Annotated in this window: 14 protein-coding genes; 1 reads left to right on the forward strand and 13 read right to left on the reverse strand. The window is 49.6% G+C overall.

The features are described from left to right. Position 1: 1 nt before the first annotated feature. The 3 genes from V3C10_20655 to V3C10_20665 form a co-directional block, all read right to left on the reverse strand. The gene (locus tag V3C10_20655) at positions 2–796 is read right to left on the reverse strand and encodes an ImmA/IrrE family metallo-endopeptidase (GenBank protein WVP61688.1); all 795 of its coding nucleotides are present in this window, start codon (positions 794–796) and stop codon (positions 2–4) included. Continuing rightward, positions 783–1163 (reverse strand): helix-turn-helix transcriptional regulator, encoded by a 381-nt coding sequence (locus tag V3C10_20660; GenBank protein WVP61689.1) that lies wholly within the window; start codon positions 1161–1163, stop codon positions 783–785. The genes V3C10_20655 and V3C10_20660 overlap by 14 nt, the downstream gene beginning before the upstream one ends. A gap of 512 nt (positions 1164–1675) precedes the next feature. Continuing rightward, positions 1676–3040: a sodium:alanine symporter family protein gene (locus V3C10_20665; GenBank protein WVP61690.1), complete on the reverse strand. Its 1365-nt coding sequence runs from the start codon at positions 3038–3040 to the stop codon at positions 1676–1678. A 382-nt stretch (positions 3041–3422) separates the two neighbouring features. On the opposite strand from V3C10_20665, the gene V3C10_20670 reads away from it, so the two are divergent. Beyond that, the gene (locus V3C10_20670) at positions 3423–4400 is read left to right on the forward strand and encodes a zinc dependent phospholipase C family protein (GenBank protein ID WVP61691.1); all 978 of its coding nucleotides are present in this window, start codon (positions 3423–3425) and stop codon (positions 4398–4400) included. Between the two features lie 138 nt (positions 4401–4538). Here the strand turns inward: V3C10_20670 and V3C10_20675 are convergent, their stop codons facing one another. The 10 genes from V3C10_20675 to V3C10_20720 all read right to left on the reverse strand — a co-directional run bounded on the left by V3C10_20675 (position 4539) and on the right by V3C10_20720 (position 17875). After that, complete coding sequence (locus V3C10_20675) at positions 4539–5132, reverse strand: hypothetical protein (protein ID WVP61692.1); 594 nt, start codon at positions 5130–5132, stop codon at positions 4539–4541. 192 nt (positions 5133–5324) lie between these two features. Then, positions 5325–6782, reverse strand: a complete 1458-nt coding sequence (locus V3C10_20680) for a D-alanyl-D-alanine carboxypeptidase family protein (GenBank protein ID WVP61693.1) — start codon at positions 6780–6782, stop codon at positions 5325–5327. A gap of 60 nt (positions 6783–6842) precedes the next feature. Next, positions 6843–7949 carry a glycosyltransferase family 2 protein gene (locus V3C10_20685; protein ID WVP61694.1) on the reverse strand — a complete coding sequence of 369 codons (1107 nt, stop codon included), beginning with the start codon at positions 7947–7949 and terminating at the stop codon, positions 6843–6845. A 7-nt stretch (positions 7950–7956) separates the two neighbouring features. Next, entirely contained in the window at positions 7957–8820 is an 864-nt protein-coding gene (locus tag V3C10_20690) for a LicD family protein (protein ID WVP61695.1), read from the reverse strand. Between the two features lie 4 nt (positions 8821–8824). Further along, positions 8825–10168 carry a lipopolysaccharide biosynthesis protein RfbH gene (gene rfbH / locus V3C10_20695; protein ID WVP61696.1) on the reverse strand — a complete coding sequence of 448 codons (1344 nt, stop codon included), beginning with the start codon at positions 10166–10168 and terminating at the stop codon, positions 8825–8827. Between the two features lie 144 nt (positions 10169–10312). Further along, positions 10313–11392: a CDP-glucose 4,6-dehydratase gene (gene rfbG / locus V3C10_20700; GenBank protein WVP61697.1), complete on the reverse strand. Its 1080-nt coding sequence runs from the start codon at positions 11390–11392 to the stop codon at positions 10313–10315. A 64-nt stretch (positions 11393–11456) separates the two neighbouring features. Continuing rightward, entirely contained in the window at positions 11457–12227 is a 771-nt protein-coding gene (rfbF, locus tag V3C10_20705; protein WVP61698.1) for a glucose-1-phosphate cytidylyltransferase, read from the reverse strand. A 23-nt stretch (positions 12228–12250) separates the two neighbouring features. Beyond that, positions 12251–13687 carry a hypothetical protein gene (locus tag V3C10_20710; GenBank protein ID WVP61699.1) on the reverse strand — a complete coding sequence of 479 codons (1437 nt, stop codon included), beginning with the start codon at positions 13685–13687 and terminating at the stop codon, positions 12251–12253. 891 nt (positions 13688–14578) lie between these two features. Further along, on the reverse strand, positions 14579–15505 hold the full coding sequence (locus tag V3C10_20715; protein ID WVP61700.1) for a glycosyltransferase family 2 protein: 927 nt from the start codon (positions 15503–15505) through the stop codon (positions 14579–14581). Between the two features lie 69 nt (positions 15506–15574). Then, positions 15575–17875 (reverse strand): hypothetical protein, encoded by a 2301-nt coding sequence (locus V3C10_20720; GenBank protein ID WVP61701.1) that lies wholly within the window; start codon positions 17873–17875, stop codon positions 15575–15577. Positions 17876–17905 lie beyond the last annotated feature (30 nt).

Below are 17905 nucleotides of genomic sequence, written 5' to 3' on the forward strand. Positions count from 1 at the left end.
TTTAATTATCCCTTAGTTTTATCAACAATTTTTCTACTTTATCAATGGTTCTTTTTAACTGCACATGCGATAGCAGACCTTTTTCTATCAGCTCGTTACCATTATCTTTTAATTTCTGGATAATCATTTTTGAGTCATCTCTACGTGAAGGTCTTAACAAATCTTCATCAAGCCCATTTTCTTTAGCAGCCTCCATTATATTATTTTCCGATTTATTTAGAAGTTCGGCTAATGCATGGTCCTTCAATTTTCCAATCTCAAGAAGTCTTTTTAAAACTGAAATATATGGCGTAGAAAAGTAATTCATTAATTTAACTATGGTCTCAAAAGCCTGGTTATCTTTCGCAAAGAAATTATAAATGTAATTAATTTGAGTTCTTGGCATTAATAACTCTGCCGCAAATGCATTGGCCAACATTTCGTTTTCATTATCTTGATATTCATCGATAACAAAAACATCCCCTACATCATAATTTGAGGCAGAATTTTTAACATAAATGTGATATAACTCATGCGCAATAGCAAAATTTAAATTTACTTTTGGAACACTGGAATTTAATAAAATATATTTTATCTGATCCTGAACAAAAAAAACAGCACCCAATTCTTTGTCCTGTATTGGGATCTCAAATATTTCAATATTTTGCTTTTCACATAATTCACGTAAAACATTCCGGATATCAATAATATTTGTATTTATATCATTATCAATTCCGATAAAACTAACCAGTTCTTCTATCTTCTTTTGGTGCTTCTTATTAAAATCAATAATATTTCTTAATTTATTTATCTGCATATAATTCCTCGTTCATATGATAAAGCAATCCTTGCTCACGACCAAGTATAGAATGGATATTTTCTAAAAGACTAATACAATTCTTTACAACTTCATAGTTAACAGATTTTACATTTCCTGAATAAAAAGCGACTTGTTCATAGCCTGTTTCCAAATCCTCTACTTTAAAATTTGGTGACAGGAAAAATTCCAGTGGATATCCAAGCGCATTTGAAATTTCTTCCATATCTTTTTCAGTTGCATTTTGTGTTTGATTCAAGATCCGGGATATCTTATTCGTATTCATTCCAGTCTTAAGTGCTATATAAGATTGTTTGATCTTTTTATTTGTGATAAACTCATCAACATTTTTAATAAAGTTCGACATATAATCTCCTCCTTTTTATTATTATATCATTATTTGACATCCAATATTCTTTTTCGCATTACTTATCAGATATTGTTTTTGCATTTTTGTTTTTATTATGTCATATTTCTATATTCATCATAACACATATTTGTGATATATACAATTTTTATTGATATTCTAAGAGGCATTAAATGTTTGCTCAAAACCGCAACTTAAATCCCCCCATTTTCTTCCAGGTAATGTATGTCACATAAAGTGATCTTACATCCCGCTGCCTCTGCGAGCGTCTTACTCTGTTCTATTTGGGGATGGACAATGAGTGCACGTTCATATCTCGTTCACAAATCATTAAAAAACCTTTTACATAATGAACATTATTTCTTCATCTTTCCCCCATATACTATAAACATAGCAAACAAACAATGCTTACAAGATTTTTTTCATAATATCGAGCTGATTTAAGTATCAGCTCTCCTCCCTTTTTCAAATATCAAAATGCCTCTCACTGCTGGAGAGGCATTTTGTTTTGTCTAAAATCTGTTTTTCGGGCTATGTAACGGCGATTTTACTTCCTTTGACAGCAGCAGAATTCCGATTAGGTTCGGCACCGCCATCAGGCCGTTGAACACATCGGAGAGGCTCCAGACAAGTTCCAGCTTTGCCACACATCCAAAAAATACCGCATTCAGGTATACAAACCCATAGAAAAATAAAAATATCCTGCCCGCCCCGGAATGTTCCGTCAGATAGGCCACGGCCTGCCTGCCCAGATAAAACCAGGCGATAATCGTGGCAAAGGCGAAGAGAGCCATAGACACGGCGGTCAGATATCCTCCGGCCGCTCCGAAGCACTGCGAGAAGCAGGCCGCAATCATCGCGCTTCCGTCGGTCTGGCCGTCGGCATAAAACAGTGTGCCGGCCACACCGCTCTTCCCTGCGATGCAGAGAATCACGAGGGCGGTCAGGGTGCAGCTGATGATCGTATCAAAAAACACCTCAAAAATCGCCCACATCCCCTGTTCCCCGGCCGTTGTCTTTCCGGCCGAGCCGTGGAGCACCGCCAGGCTTCCCAGCCCCGCCTCATTGGAAAAGACTCCCCTCGCCACGCCGTAGCTCAGCGCCTTTGTCATTCCGTAACCGGCGGCGCCTCCCGCGGCGCTTTTGACATTAAAGGCCTCTTTCACGATTTCGGCAAACACTCCGGGCACTCTGTCATAACAGCTGAAAATCACAATTCCGCATAAAACCATGTAAAGGCAGGCGGAAAACGGCACCAGCCTGCTGGCTGCCTCGGATATCCTGCCGATTCCTCCAAAAATCACCGCCATCGTGAGCACGGTCACCGCAAGCCCGGTTATCAGCGGTGGAAGGGAAAAAGCATAGGTAAAGCTGTCGGAAATCGAGTTGGCCTGAACCATGCTTCCCATTCCCAGCGATGCCAGGACACAGAAGAAGGCATAGATAAGCCCCATCTTCCGGCTCTTCAGCCCCCGTTCCAGATAAACGAACGGTCCGCAGATATACTGGCCGTCCGGCCCTTTGTATCTGTATTTAATGCCCAGATAAGTTTCCCCATATGCGGCGGCCATCCCGACAAAGGCCGACACCCACATCCAGAAGACGGCTCCCGGTCCCCCTGCGGCGATGGCCGTCGCCACTCCGGCGATATTTCCCGTCCCCACCGTGGCGGCCAGAGCCGTACAGGCCGTCGCCATCTGAGATTTCGATTCCTCCCCGCCGCCTCCCAGCGTTCCCACCGTGGCCTTCCACCAGTACCTGAGATGAAAAATCTGAAAACCCCGCAATTTAAATGTGTAAAAAATTCCTGTTCCTAAAAATAACACTAAAAGCCATGGTCCCCATACCAGATCATGGATTACTTTTACAATCTCCATTTTACCGCCGCAAAATTTCCAGTCTCTGTATCTTTTTATTCTTGTTTCCAGCTCCTTATGCACAAACTCTATCGCAATCCGGGGAGGAATATGATATAATATTTGCGTAAGCGGTCATTATTTCATGCACATACAGCTTTCTGTGCCTGCCGCAGAAAGTCTTGCGCTCACTTCCGCTAAAGACTTACATCAAATTCCGGCACCGGACTTTACCGGGAGTTTAAGTTCCCGGAATGGACATACTGTCATAGAGACGGCCATTCACAGAAAAGCACGCTGCGCGGACTTTTTATTGTTAATCGGCGCTCATCTGCATGCACGGCGCACAGGCCGCGTACAAGCCGCCGCCATCAAAAAATAAAAATGGAAGAGGGTATTTCTCATGCCAGGTTTTACTACCCACTATATATTTGGAATGAAGGCATACAACGACATGCCAAACTCTCAGTTAAAACACATTGTTGCCAAATACCGCTGGCTTTATCAGCTTGGCCTCCAGGGGCCGGATATGTTTTTTTACAATATCCCCATTCTCCGTCATCAGGATTACAGGAATGTGGGATCCTATATGCATGAACACCAGGTCAGCCAGTTTTTTGACTGCTGCCTGCGCCATATCGGCCTGATACAGTCGAGACAGCAGAAGGAGGAGGCGCTGGCCTATTTCGCCGGTTTTATCAACCACTATGTCGCGGATTCCATCTGCCATCCGTTTATCTACGGCAGAATCGGCTATGATATCAACGAACCTTCCTCCAAGAACCACGGCCTCCACGCCGCCCTAGAGAACGAACTGGACGCCATTCTTCTGTGGAAATACAAACAGAAAAAGCCGTCTGAATTCAACCAGACGGCCAGCATCTGCTTAAATGGCCAGGAGATACAGTTTATTTCCCATTTTCTGTCCTCCTGCATCAACGAAACATATTATCCGGTCACTTACCGCAACAATTTCCAGGTCACTCCGGCTATGGTACACCGTTCGGTGTGGGCCATCCGGTTCGGCTGCCGCACCCTGGCAGACAAGTCCGGACGCAAGAAGAACAGTATCGAATTCATCGAATCCCTGTTTTTAAAGCAGCCTATTGCGTCCGCGAAGCTGGTGACCGACACCATATCCAATTACCGCAACAGCTGTAACCTGGATCATGAACCGTGGTGCAACCCGTGGAAGCGTTCCCTTGCCTCCACCGCGTCATTCGTGGATCTGTTCCACCAGACGCTGGCAAAATGCAGCAATGTTTATTATCTGCTCAATTCCTGCATCACCAGCCCCGTTCCTCTCGATAAACAGGATTTATCCATCCTTTTAAATGAGCTGGGCAATTATTCGTACCACAGCGGCCTGCCTGTTTCCTGAAACAGAAGAGCAGCGAAAAACATGCTTCGCGAACTTTTCATTGCCGCTTAACAAAAACAGGATGGAACCTCCGGCCTCCGCCGGAACTTCCATCCTGTTTTTATCTGTCCCGCATGTTGGACAGCCGTTCTTTTATTCCTATTCTGTTGTTTCTTCCGGCGTTTCTGTGCTGCCTGCCGCAGCCTGTGTATTTCCGTTCCCCTCTTCGGCCAGATTCTTCTCCAGCTCTGTTGTGTCAGGGAGGACAAATTCCATGCCTGCCCCAAAGTTACCGCTCATAAACCAGGTTTCCTCGTCGTCCTGTGTGCTGGCGGGTGCAATTCCAAAGGAAATGCTGTAATCCTTCCAGAGACCTCCGTAGGAAGTGTCGCTGGATTTCTCAATGGAGAAGTCCTGTGTGGCAACTACATCGTTGAATCCCTTAATCAGAGCATCCGCATAATTTCTGATTTCACTGGTTGGAAAATCGTCCGATACCACCCACACCAGCATAATCTCTTTCTTCTGCGGTTCCAGAAGGAAATGAAAATCATCACTGTAAGGATAGGCTGCCTTATCCTCAAAAACGCCCTCTGCATCTGCACTTACCTGAGTCCAGTCAATCTCTATATCATCCTGCATATCGAAATTAGGATCCGCGATCTTAGTCTCGGAATCCGGCTGTACAATATTGCTCTGTACACATCCGCTGAGCAGAACCATGCATGCCGCTAATACTAAAAATTTCTTCATCAAAATTTTACCTCCTTACGCCGCATGGTTATTATATAATATACTTGTTCATTTTTGTAGTCATTTTTGAAAAATTCAAAAAATCTTCATATTTCCCAAACATTTGTTAAGAAATAAGTATTTTCAAGGGTTTCCAGACTTTGGGAGCTTTCCGCAGGGCCTGTAAAATAATGCCGTTTTCCCTCTCTTTTTCTATTTTCCACGCCGCGCGCGCTCTTCCAGCAGACGGTCAAATTCTTCCTGGGTGCAGCCGATTTCTTCCAGACGCTGCTTTCTCTTCCTGCGCCGCTCCTCCATGAGCCTGCGCTCTTCCTCTTTTTTCTTTTTGAAAAAAACAATGGCAAATCCGAGGCCCGCCGCCGCGATCACGCCGATCAGCGCTATCCAGGGCGCCTGTTTCGGCAGTTTAAAGGCAATATGCGCGGCTCCGCCCGTCTCCTTGCCGGAATCGGGCGTACCCTCGCCGTCCTGGCCTGCGGGTGCCGATTCCGGCGATTCGCCACCGGCCTGGGCCGTCTCGTCGATGGCCGCCTGCTTTGCACTGATTATGTAAACTTCTCCGACTTTCCGCTCATTATAGGTATACTCAAGAAGGGCCACAGCACCGTCCGGATGATTCTCCGGAAGTTTTGTAACCACATTCCGTTCCGTATCGGAGAACTGCGCATCCCTGGGAACGGTAATCACGGCCTTAGCGTCAATAGAGAGATCCGATGGCTCATAGGAGCGGTCCCCCAGCATTACGGGCTGATCCCCCGAGGTATAGGAAGTCTCATTTTCACTGATGCTGACATTCTGAAACTTATCAAATCCAAAGTTTAAAAGGGCTGTCGTATCCTGATAGTGGGTAAATTCGGTGCTCTTCATCGTCACCGCGATCAGCCTCCGGTTATCCTTTGACGCATAGGTCACCAGTGTCTGCCCCGCAATCGAGGTAAAACCGGTCTTTCCTGCAATCGCCGCCGGATAATAATTGGGATCTCCCTCCATTAACATCTTGTGTTCCATCTTGATCGTCACGCCGTCAGGATTGTTGGCGGTGGAGGGAAGACGGTAGCTTTTGGCCGAGCCAATCTCCAGCAGCGTCGGGTTCTCATAGGCCGCCGTTCCAATCAGCGCCATATCGTACACCGTCGTAAGCTGTGTGTCGTCATTCAAACCCGATGGATTGGCAAAATGGCTGTTCTCACAGCCCAGCTCCTTCACCTTCTCATTCATCATCGCCACAAAAGCGTCGCGGCTGCCCGCCACGTGTTCTGCCAGGGCGTTGGCCGACTGGTTGGATGAGGTCAGAAGCATATGGTAAAGGCAGTCCTTCACCGTCATCTTATCCCCAACTTCCAGCGCATTCTTATTACCGGCCCCATCCTCCACGTTATGGATGGCGTCGTCCGAGAACGTCACCGTATCGTCCAGCTTCGCATTCTCAATCACCACCAGGGCCGTCAGCAGCTTGGTGATGCTTGCCGGAGCTTTCTGGACGTGGATGTTCTGGCCGAAAATCACGGTCTTGGAATCCATATCCATCACAACTCCGGCCTCCGACTGGATGCCCGTATCCGACGGCCAGTCCGGCTTTGCATAGGAGGTCATGGCCGGCCCGGCGATCACCATAATGATACTTAAGAGTAAACTCATAAATTTCTTCATAAATTATTTTCCCCAAATTGTCTTTATTTACTGCGTTTACATGTCCAAATTATATCATGTTTATTCCGGCTTCACCTTGTCAATATTTTCCGCGCTCCTGACCTGATTTCCCTCACCGCCGCAGCCATACTCTGCATCCTTGCAGGTATGAGCCGCATCTGCGCCTGTATTTTCCCCACTTTTTTCGGTACTTCCGGCGTTTTCAGCGCTTTCGGCCTTTCCGGCGCCGCCCCTGCCTCCGGCAATGTTTTCCGTATCCCGGATAATATAAATAGGACGGTCTTTCAGCTCCGTAAACAGAATTGCAATATACTCTCCGATAATTCCCACCACTACGAACAGCATCGCAAACATAAAGCACAGGAGGACCACAATGGTGGCGTAGCCGCTGGGCGTGCCGTGGGCCGCCCACTCGTAGATCGTGTCTATCATCACCAGAAGGCCCAGAAATCCGACGAACATACCGGAGTAAATCCCCAGTTTCAGCGGCAGATCCGAAAAACACAGAATTGTGTTGACGGAGAATTTGAACAGCTTACGCAGGCTGTATTTACTCTCTCCCGCCACCCTCGGCCTGGCTTCATATTCAATATTGCATCGGTTAAATCCGATGTTCTGGACATATCCCCTCAAAAACCGCACCTTTTCCCGATAATTTTCCCGGAGAACCCTGGCCGCCGGTTCCGTCATTGCGAAAAAATCAGAGGCATTGGCTTCGAGCTTCACATCGGAAATCCTGTTAATCAGTTTGTAAAATGCGGAGGAGGTTAAGTTCTTGATAAACCCGGCCGACTTGTTTCTGGTGCGGACCATGTTGATCACCTCATACCCCTCCTCAAACTTCCCGATAATCTCTTCCACGCATTCCGGCGGGTGCTGCAGATCCGCATCCATGCACACGAGGGCATCGCCCTCACTGTAGTCGAGACCGGCCAGCATGGCGGCCTCATGGCCGAAATTCCTGGAAAAATTGATTACCTTCACTTTGGGATTTTCCGCTGCAAACCGTTTCAGGATGGACAAAGATCGATCCGCGCTTCCGTCATTTACGAAGATCAGTTCATAGTCCCAGCTTAGTTCCTCAAACATGGGCCGGGCCGTCCGGTAGAATTCCTCCAGCGCCGCTTCCTCGTTATAAACGGAAATAATAATTGAAATTTTTTTCATTGTTTTGTCATTTCTCCTGGTCCAAAATCTGTATTTCTATGGTTGAGTGGGCCGGAACGCGTTTCTCCGGCGGCGGCAGCTTTTTATAGTCGCCGTAAATGAGTTCCAGCACATGGGTATAGCCCACAGGGGCCATAATCTCCATCCCCTCAAACTCCATATCTACGGTCTTTTCGCACCATGCCCCCTCCAGCGTCACATACAGATAGTCCGGCTGGTAATTGCTGTAATACCACCGTTTTGTCTTTTTCTTCCCGTCTTTCATCGCAGCCCTGCGCTGAAGTTTGAACAGGAGCGGCATCGGGATCAGGCGTCCCGCCGTGGCAAGGGCTCCCACCCGTATCTTGTCGGCCAGGCTGTATTTGGAATAGTCCAGTCTGTCACGGTGTGCCATCGCCATGCCATAGATCACCTTCTGAAGGAATTTAGCCCATGCCGCCGCCCCTTTTCCGTCTGGCAGGCGATCCAGGACAAACAGATCCACCCAGAGGTGGTTCAGCTTCCCGTCGTAAAAACGCATCTGATCGTTATCCTCGTGGACACGGCTGTTCTCGTAGATAATTCGGGATGTAAAGTCATAGAATACCTTACCGCCCCGTATCTCCTCCGGCCTCAGGACCGACATTCCCTCCGGCAGCTCCCTGGGAGCTACCTTCATGAACATCTCAAAATTCGGCCTTGTGAACACCACATCCACGTCGTCGTCCCAGGGGATGAATCCCCTGTGGCGGACCGCGCCGAGGAGCGTTCCCGAGTCCATGGCATATTTGATTTTATATTTCCGGCAAATCCGGTCAATTTCTTTTAATAATTTTCTGTCCGCCTCGTGGACCTTTGACAGGTCATAAGGCATTCCGGCTGTCTCTGTCATCGTTCTACGCCTCTTTCAGCACCTTCGCCATATAATCAATCATCTCATCCGTCATACCCGGATAAACGCCGACCCAGAATGTGTCGCGCATAATGCGGTCCGTATTGTCAAGAACGCCAGCTACGCGGTATCCGCTGCCGTTCTCCCTCATTTCATTAAAACACGGATGCTTGGTCAGATTTCCGGCAAAGAGCATTCTGGTCTGTACGCCCTTTCCTTCCACATACTGCACCACTTTGTTTCTGTCCACACCCTCCCGGCAGGTAATCAGGAAACCAAACCAGCTCGGATCGGAATTCTCACATGGAACGGGCAGGATATATTTATCTTCCGTTCCTGCAAGCCCTGCTTTCAGGCGGGCAAAATTGTGTTTTCTGCGCTCCACAAAGGATGGGAATTTTTCCAGCTGCGCACAGCCCACCGCCGCCTGCATGTCGGTTGCCTTTAAGTTATATCCAAAATGGGAGTAAACGTATTTATGGTCATAACCCAGCGGAAGTTCCCCGTACTGCCTGTCAAACCGGTGCCCGCAGAGATTGTCGCGGCCGGAAGGGCAGACACAGTCGCGGCCCCAGTCGCGGAAGGAACGGATAATTTTATTGAGAAGGGCATTGTCCGTATACACGGCGCCTCCCTCCCCCATCGTCATATGGTGGGGCGGATAAAAACTGGATGTACCAATGTCGCCGATCGTTCCCGTAAACTTCGTCACGCCGTCGATTGTATAGCGGCTGCCCAGGGCATCGCAGTTGTCTTCCACCAGCCACAGGCCGTGTTTATCACAGAATGCCTTCACGGCCCCGAGATCGTACGGATTTCCCAGCGTATGGGCAATCATGACGGCCTTTGTCTTATTGGACAGCGCGTCTTCCAGTTTCGTCACGTCGATATTGTACTGTGGAATCGTCACATCCACAAATACCGGTACTGCGCCATACTGGATGACGGGCGTCACCGTCGTCGGGAAGCCAGCGGCCACGGTGATGACCTCGTCCCCGCGTTTCACCCTGCGCTCTCCGAGCAGAGGGGAAGTCAGAGCCATAAATGCAATCAGGTTGGCGGAAGAACCGGAGTTTACAAGGGAGCAGAATCTCACTCCCAGATAACCGGAAAGTCCCTTTTCAAACTGATCCGTGTAGCGGCCGGAGGTCAGCCAGAATTCCAGGGCGCTGTCCACCAGGTTCACCATCTCATGGCTGTCGTAGACACGGGAAGCGTAGGGGATTCTCTGTCCCTCCTCAAAAGGCCCTTTTTTGTTGTGGTATTTATCGCAGTAATCGGCCACCAGTTTCAGGATTTGGCTGCGCGCCTCCTCCTGCCCTGCCGCCGTCATCTTCTCATCAGACATTCTTGTTACCTCCAAATCTGTTTATTTTAGTTTCTGTCCATCATTTTCTGTTCATCATTTTCTATCCGTTATTTCCTGTTCATCGTTTCCCGTACACCGCAGGACATTTTCGTTCGTGCCATTACGGTTCATCTATCTTCAGAATCATTTATCTTCCGAATCATCTATCTTCAGAAATTCTTTTATCTGCCGGTCCGTCACCGCAAGCATGTCTTCCCCAGCCAGCCAGGCTTTGGACCACTCCACGGTCTTTTCAACGGCCTCTTCCACGTGATATCTGGGCTGCCAAGCGAAAACGCGCCTGATTCTGGAACAGTCCAGTTTCAGGAACCCCGCCTCATGGGGGCCTCCGTCATACCGGTTAATCCAGGTCATCCCGTCCCCCCATTTCTCACAGAACAGATCCGTGAGCCTGCCCGTATCCACACAGTCCGCGTCATCCGGGCCGACGTTATAATTCCCTGCAAGCTCCGGCTCCTCATACTGTCTCTTCGCCACCGTCATGTAGATGAACAGCGGCTCCAGCACATGCTGGAACGGGCGGATGGAGTGGGGGTTGCGCACGATAATCGGTTCTCCCGCCTGCGCCGCCCTGACGCAGTCCGGTATGATACGGTCATTGGCAAAATCGCCTCCTCCGATGACGTTCCCCGCCCTGCAGGTGGAGACAGCGGGACAGCCGCCCTGGAAAAAGGACTGCCGGTAGCTGTGCGTCACAAGCTCGGAGCATGATTTGCTGTTGGAGTAGGGATCGTAGCCGTCCAGACGGTCATTCTCCCTGTAGCCGTATTCCCATTCCTTATTCTCATAAACCTTATCCGTCGTCACATTGACGAAGGATCTCACAGACGGGCAAAGGCGGATGCACTCCAGCACGTTCACGGTGCCCATGACGTTCGTCTCATAGGTGTACACCGGTTCCTTATAGGAATCGCGCACGATCGGCTGTGCCGCCAGGTGGAACACAATCTCCGGCCGTACCCGGTCGAAAACCTCCCTGAGATGTTCCAGATCCCGGATATCCCCCGTCACATGATCCACCGTCTTCCTAATTCCCGCAATCTCAAAGAGGCTAGGGTCGGTCGGTGGTTCAAGCCCGTATCCCGTGACTCCGGCTCCGGCGAGGGTCAGCATTCTGACAAACCACGAACCTTTAAATCCGGTATCGCCTGTCACGAGAACCTTCTTTCCTTTATAAAAATCGAGTAATTCCATATTAATCACCTCATATAATGGCCACCGGTTTATGATTCACAGCCGCTGCGGGCCAAAGCCCGGCGGCGGAATTCTACCAGATTTTCCACGGCGCATCCCCGTCCTGCCACATCTTTTCAAGCTGCATTCTGTCCCTCTGGGTGTCCATGCATTTCCAGAAACCGTCATGGCGGTATACCATCAGTTCCCCGTCCTTTGCAAGGTTCTCAAGCGGCGCTTTTTCAAACACCGTCTCATCCCCGTCTATATAGTCAAATACGCCCGGCTCCATCACCATGAAACCGCCGTTTACAATCTTGCCGTCGTCGTCGTTCTTCTCACGGAATTCATGGATCGCCCCGTCGGCATCCACATCCAGGACTCCGAACCGCTGGCCGATGTTGACGCCGCTGATCGTGGCCGTTTTACCATGGCTCTTATGGAATTTAAACAGGGCATCGAGATCCACCGTGGACACTCCGTCCCCGTATGTCAGCATAAATGTCTCGTCACCGATGTATTCGCGCACCCTCTTGATACGTCCCCCGGTCATTGTATGGAGGCCCGTATCCACCAGCGTCACCTTCCACGGCTCGGAATAATTATTGTGGACTTCCATGCTGTTGTTTGCCAGGTCAAAGGTCACATCGGAGGTATGGAGGAAGTAATCGGCAAAAAATTCTTTGACCACATACTGCTTGTACCCCAGACAGATGATAAAATCATGATACCCAAACTGGGAATAATATTTCATAATGTGCCATAAAATCGGCTGTTCTCCTATTTCCACCATTGGTTTCGGCTTCAGATGGCTCTCCTCGCTGATCCTTGTCCCGAATCCTCCTGCTAATATCACTACTTTCATGGGCGTACCCTCCTTTGTTATCTCTACTTTCTGAAAATATTCAGGTTATTTTCTTCCAGAATCCGCATTGCATTTCTCACCTGATCCGCATCATGCTGCAGATACGTCACCAAATCCTCATCGCCTGCCGTCCTGTAGTTTAACCCCAGTTCCCTGGATACCCGCAGGAAATCCTTCCTGTACGGTGCGGACGCCATCTCTTCTTTCATCGTCCATCCGTTTCCGAAAAGAATCAGGCAGGCCCCAAGGGCGATGATTACGGATGCAGCAGCGCTTACCCGCTTTCCGCTCTCCGCCTTCTCCCCGCCGTCCCGGACGCAGCGCTTTAAGTGCATCACGGCGGCAAAGGTCAGGATGATTCCGATGATGCCCATCTGGTACTGCAGGGCATATCTGGATGACATTCCGTAGGTATCCTTTAAAAAGATCCACCGGGCCGATAAGATCAGCAGATGGTTCAGCCCGCCGTTTAATATCATAATAAGCGGAAAAGCCGTTTTTTCATAGAGCTTATATTTCCAGTTCAGGTACAGCGCATACAGATAGAGAAAGATGACCGCCGCTCCCACCAGGCAGATGAAGGTATTGCTTCCTAAAAAACCGCCTCTTTCCGCCAGCTTGATGAACTGGTTCTGCCCCACTACGGCTGAAGCAAATGCCTTCAGGATAAACGTGATGAAAAATACGGGCTCCGCAATAAATTCCGTCACAATATTACCTTCCGTCACGGCCCCCCTGTGCACATAGACCGCATGGGAGTTGCTCCAGAGATAGAGTGCCAGCGGAATCAGCACCGCAGCGAGATAGCCGAGGTAAAGGCGGTTTAACCTGCCCTTTTTTCTGTAGTCCGACGCCAGCATGACCAGATAGGCCAGCGTCATCAGCGCCGAATAGCTGCCGCAGTAAGGACCTGCCACAAGCAGGGTCAGGACGGGTGGAAGTACCATCAGGGCGATTCGGTCGGCTTTCAGCTCATGCCCCGTCCGGATCGCATGATCCAGAATCACATAATGACAGACAAAACCGGAAACGGCGAGAAAACACACCCATCCCGTTCCGTTGGTCAGCATCTCCCATTTATTCAGGCTGAAATAGACAAAAAGGACAAAAAGGAACCAGAAATAAGAGACGCTCTTTTCCCTCCTTGAATAGGCCGCCAGCGCAGCCGCCCCCAGCCCCAGGCTCAGGACTCCCAGCGCCATGTCGAAGAACGTATTGTAACCGAGCAGCTTCACATTGATGATTCTACCCAGATACGTCACCGGAACTCTGGTGAGAATATCGGGGACAAAGAATTTGGCCGGGTTTCCCACATCGGGAAGATAGGAATTGATCAGCCTGATATAATCGGAAAAAGCCACGTTATCCGATGCAAGATGCAGATAGTAAAAACTGAACAGGACTCCAATCAGGACGGGGATGGACCAGGCCGCACCCTTTTTCGTCGATTTCATTTCCATAAAATTCTCCTTAATATGGCAAACGAGTCTGCCGTTTTTTTGTTACTGGGGGGCGGGATGGTGAGGGGAGGTTGTGAGTCTTCAGTCCCGGTTTTCAGGTGGTCGCGGGTGGGGAATCCGGGCAGAAAAAGTTCCTTCGGGAAACGCTTGCGCTCTTTGAAGTGCATAACAGTACTAAGGTGTCAAAATACGCCACCTAAGTACTGATGGACTTCCAGGTTCCCTCCGGAATCTTTTTCTCCCGGATTCCCCACAGGAAGGTTATACCCCGGGACTGAAGACGCGAAGGTTTTCGCCATCCCGAACCCCGGCCTGCGGCCGCTGATTTGTTCTTATTCCTTCAGGGGGAGGTACTGTCGCTACCACTACGTTTCCTCAAATCTCAGAAGAATGCCTCCTGCATGGTATTCAATTGATGCGTCGGAGCTTTGGCGTCTGACCTATTCTTGAATAACCATTGAGTTTTAATCAATCGTAAAACTTTGCTTTATATTATCTCTGAATCCAGCCTGAAATACCTTCATAAGGTAAAAGATTCACGACTCCATAGTGGCCGCGACAATACCTCCCCCTTACTTGACGAAAGAGACAATCAGCCCTGAAGCCGGCGGACGGGGCAAAACCCTTCGCTGAGTCTTCAGTCCCGTCGACAAACTGCCCGGGGAAGGAAGGAGAAAACGTTCCGAAGGGAGACCTTGGAATCCGCCGGTGCTTGCTGAGGTTTCTCACGAAGCTAGCATCCGCTGCGCATTCCACAAGCGGGAGCGAGTCCCCGTAGGAATTTTTTCTCCTGGATTCCCCCTCACCACACCCTATAAACCGGGACTGAAGACTCATCCATCCTCCCCACTCCCCCGTCCGCCGTCTTACAGAGGCGTCCTCGCATCTCAACTAAATCTTCTTATCGCTCAGAATGTTCAGGTAAAGCTCAAACAGCTGCCTGTGCTTCTTTGCAATGACATCCAGGATGAGTCCGCTCATCCACAGCAGGAAGGACACTACATAGATGCCCGAGCAGACGATGAGGGTCGGGAATCTCGGAACCATCCCCGTGGAAAAATACCCCTCGAGAATCGGGACAAAGAATACGGTTGCTATAAGAAAACAGATCAGTCCCAGCCATCCGAAGAAGGCAAACGGCTTATAGTCGCGGAACAGTCTGGCAATCGTCTTTAAGACCCTGAATCCGTCCTTATAGGTGTTTAACTTGGAAACGCTGCCGGCCGGCCTGTCACGGTATGTGACGGGAACCTCCAGAAGCTTGAAGTTTTTATCCAGCGCGTGGATGCTCATCTCCGTCTCGATCTCAAACCCCTTTGAAAGGATTGGAAAGCTTTTTACAAACTGGTAGTTGAATGCCCGGTAGCCCGTCATGATATCCTTGATGTCACTGCTGAATATTGTATTGATCAGTCCCCGCACAAGACGGTTGCCCGCATTGTGGAAGGGCCGTTTATTCTCCGTAAAATAGGTGGAGGACAGCCTGTCCCCAATCACCATGTCGGCCCTGCCCGAAAGGATCAGATCCACCATGCTCCTGGCGTTCTCCGCCGGATAGGTGTCATCCCCGTCTATCATCAGGTAACACTCCGCATCGATGTCGCGGAACATGCTGCGGATAACATTGCCCTTTCCCTGACGGTATTCATAGCGTACAATAGCTCCGGCCTCCTTCGCCGCCTCATCCGTGTGATCGGTGGAGTTGTTGTCATATACATAGATCGTCGCCTCCGGAAGCGCCTCCTTGTAATCCTTTACTACCTTTGCTATCGTCTGGCTCTCATTATAGCAGGGAATCAATACTGCAATCGTATCCATCCTCTCTTCCTCCTGTATCATTGTTCCGCCGCCGTCCGGCTCTGAACGGTTCCACGGTTTCTTTCATTATTAATGTCCGGCGTTTTCCTCCCCGCCGGCCGGTAACGGTGACAGTGCGGGATTGACCGCCACTCCCCTCTTCCCGTCTACGGAAGATTTAAAACCTATTGTTATCGTGCCGGCAAGACCGGTAAGGTCAAGCTCCGTCTCCATTTTCCTGTACTGCGTATCACCAGGGATTTCCACCGCTCCGGCCTCTTTTGTCGTGACGCCGTCGGAAGCGGTGATGATAATCCGGAACGGATACGGATTCATCCACCAGTCCGGATCGCCGAAAACAGCCGTCATCTTATAACGGTCGGACTCTTTTTCCATCTGGAAACGCCCATACCGCTCGTCGAAATAAGCATAATACCATCTGTTTTTCCTTCCGTCCGCCATATTGAGCCTTGCCATATTGAATGCCTGCGGACCCGAAAGTTTCTCGGTCATATAGAACATATCCTCTACATAATACCCCGCTTTGTTCATCCATTCAAGGTATGCGTCTAAATTCTCAACGCCTTGTGGGAACATATCGTATACGCCTTTGCCTTCCCGCATGAAATTCTCCACCCGCTTAAAATATTCCTTTTGAATGCCCCTCATCTCTCCTACGATGGCATTCCGGTTGTAAACGGGAACATCCTCCCCGATCAGCCTTGCGTAGCTGCCGTAGTCGGCCCAGGTCATAAAGATCACATCCACCTGCTGCCTGACGCTCCCGGAAAATAATTCGCGGTCCCTGAAGATCCATTTGGCATTCGCTTCGTAGCTCGCCGGAGAATCATCCCTCATGCACCACTCGTATCCCTGCCAGACCATTTTAAAACCGTACTGCACTTTTCCTCCCATGGGAAGAAGCAGTGCGATACCGGCCAGCGCCGGCAGCCAGGCCCCGGAATACAGGAGGCGCAGACAGCAGATCATGAGAATGATCCCATTCAGGAGTATGCCTCCCATAAAATATCTCGTATGGCCCGTCGTTACCGTCCAGGCAAACATTGACAGAAGATAAATGGCAATCAGCAGCATCTCCCTTTTGTATTCGTGAAACTGCTTTCCTGCCTTTTTAAGCAGGCCGAAAGCCAGCAGACCCGCCATCGCCAGATATCCGGCCACCAGATCCAGGTTGAAGGTGGATACCATCTCGCTCATCCTGTAATCGGGATAGCGTATCATATACCATGGCCAGAGGAAGATCTCCTTAAACTCGGAAGGTCCCCAGCGTTTGTCCTTAAAGTTCTCAATCGGATAGTATTTCGATTGAAATATTGTATTATAATAGGGAAAAATGGGGTTTCCCGTACTGATTCCATTATAAATCAGATAAACCATTACCGGAACCGCCCCTGCCGCCAGGCAGGAAAGAAACAGAGGTACGGTAATGTCCTTTCTTATTTTCCAAATATATAAAAGCACCAGCGGAGCCAGGTAGACGATATTGGTCATCTTCAGGCAGAAGAAAATCCCGCCCGTCAGGCAGAAGACAAATGCCTCCCGCTTTACAAACGCCTCATCGCGCTCCCTCACCAGAAGAAAAATCATTTCCAGCAGAAACGGCAGCGCCAGCAGTTCGACCATGTAGCTTCCGCTCTGTAAAATCAAGTCATAGCGGCACACCGCCAGAAATGCCAGGAGGGATGGAGAGCCTAAAACCTTCCACACCGCTCTTATAACCGGATTCCGCGCTTTTTTCTTCCACTGCCCCACAGTGCTCAGGCTGTTCTTAAACCAGGCCAGAAAGACCGTTACCTGGCGGTAGATGACCAGCATGGCCACCGCATTTAAAAGTGTTCCCATCCTCAGCCCCAGGGCTGCGCGGAACGGATAAAACATCCGATCCCCGAGCCGGAAACCAAACATCTGAAATTTCCCCGGCATGGCGTGATAATTCAGGTTGTCTAAAAATCCGGGTATCTGGCTGAGCAGGTGATAATTATAAGTGTCATAGCTCATGTCCGGCCGGATTCCCTTGACTGCAAAAAAACCGAAGATAAAAATACTTCCCGCCACTGCAATCAGATCGGTTTTTACCCGCTCTCTCCTGGGGACTCCTATAATCTTCCATCCGGTAAATCCGGTTAAAATAAGGGCCGCCGCCCCGGACAGAATGGTCACCTGAGGAAGTCCCGTAAGCCAGCACAAAAGATCCAGGAATTCACAGATCCATATTAATAACGCATACAGGAGGAAAAAGTAGAAAGCCAGACTTCCCGCCCTCCAGGCCCCGGACCTGCTGCCGCCCACTTCATGATCCACAGCACGTTCCGCGGTGTGCTGCCCCCCGGACTCATGCCCTCCCCGCCGTATTGTCCCATTTAACTTCATTGTACTGCAAGCTCCATTTTCTATCTCTTA

Origin of the sequence: [Clostridium] symbiosum (genome assembly GCA_036419695.1) — a bacterium.
In the GTDB taxonomy this organism is placed as follows: Bacteria; Bacillota; Clostridia; order Lachnospirales; family Lachnospiraceae; genus Otoolea; species Otoolea symbiosa_A.

Bases quoted from the DNA above. Each gene is read 5' to 3' on its own strand.
- V3C10_20720 (WVP61701.1), bottom strand. From the start codon at position 17,875: ATGAAGTTAAATGGGACAATACGGCGGGGAGGGCATGAGTCCGGGGGG.
- V3C10_20655 (WVP61688.1), bottom strand. From the start codon at position 796: ATGCAGATAAATAAATTAAGAAATATTATTGATTTTAATAAGAAGCAC.
- V3C10_20670 (WVP61691.1), top strand. From the start codon at position 3,423: ATGCCAGGTTTTACTACCCACTATATATTTGGAATGAAGGCATACAAC.
- rfbH (WVP61696.1), bottom strand. From the start codon at position 10,168: ATGTCTGATGAGAAGATGACGGCGGCAGGGCAGGAGGAGGCGCGCAGC.
- V3C10_20665 (WVP61690.1), bottom strand. From the start codon at position 3,040: ATGGAGATTGTAAAAGTAATCCATGATCTGGTATGGGGACCATGGCTT.
- rfbF (WVP61698.1), bottom strand. From the start codon at position 12,227: ATGAAAGTAGTGATATTAGCAGGAGGATTCGGGACAAGGATCAGCGAG.
- V3C10_20675 (WVP61692.1), bottom strand. From the start codon at position 5,132: ATGAAGAAATTTTTAGTATTAGCGGCATGCATGGTTCTGCTCAGCGGA.
- V3C10_20660 (WVP61689.1), bottom strand. From the start codon at position 1,163: ATGTCGAACTTTATTAAAAATGTTGATGAGTTTATCACAAATAAAAAG.
- V3C10_20690 (WVP61695.1), bottom strand. From the start codon at position 8,820: ATGACAGAGACAGCCGGAATGCCTTATGACCTGTCAAAGGTCCACGAG.
- V3C10_20680 (WVP61693.1), bottom strand. From the start codon at position 6,782: ATGAAGAAATTTATGAGTTTACTCTTAAGTATCATTATGGTGATCGCC.
- V3C10_20710 (WVP61699.1), bottom strand. From the start codon at position 13,687: ATGGAAATGAAATCGACGAAAAAGGGTGCGGCCTGGTCCATCCCCGTC.
- V3C10_20685 (WVP61694.1), bottom strand. From the start codon at position 7,949: ATGAAAAAAATTTCAATTATTATTTCCGTTTATAACGAGGAAGCGGCG.
- V3C10_20715 (WVP61700.1), bottom strand. From the start codon at position 15,505: ATGGATACGATTGCAGTATTGATTCCCTGCTATAATGAGAGCCAGACG.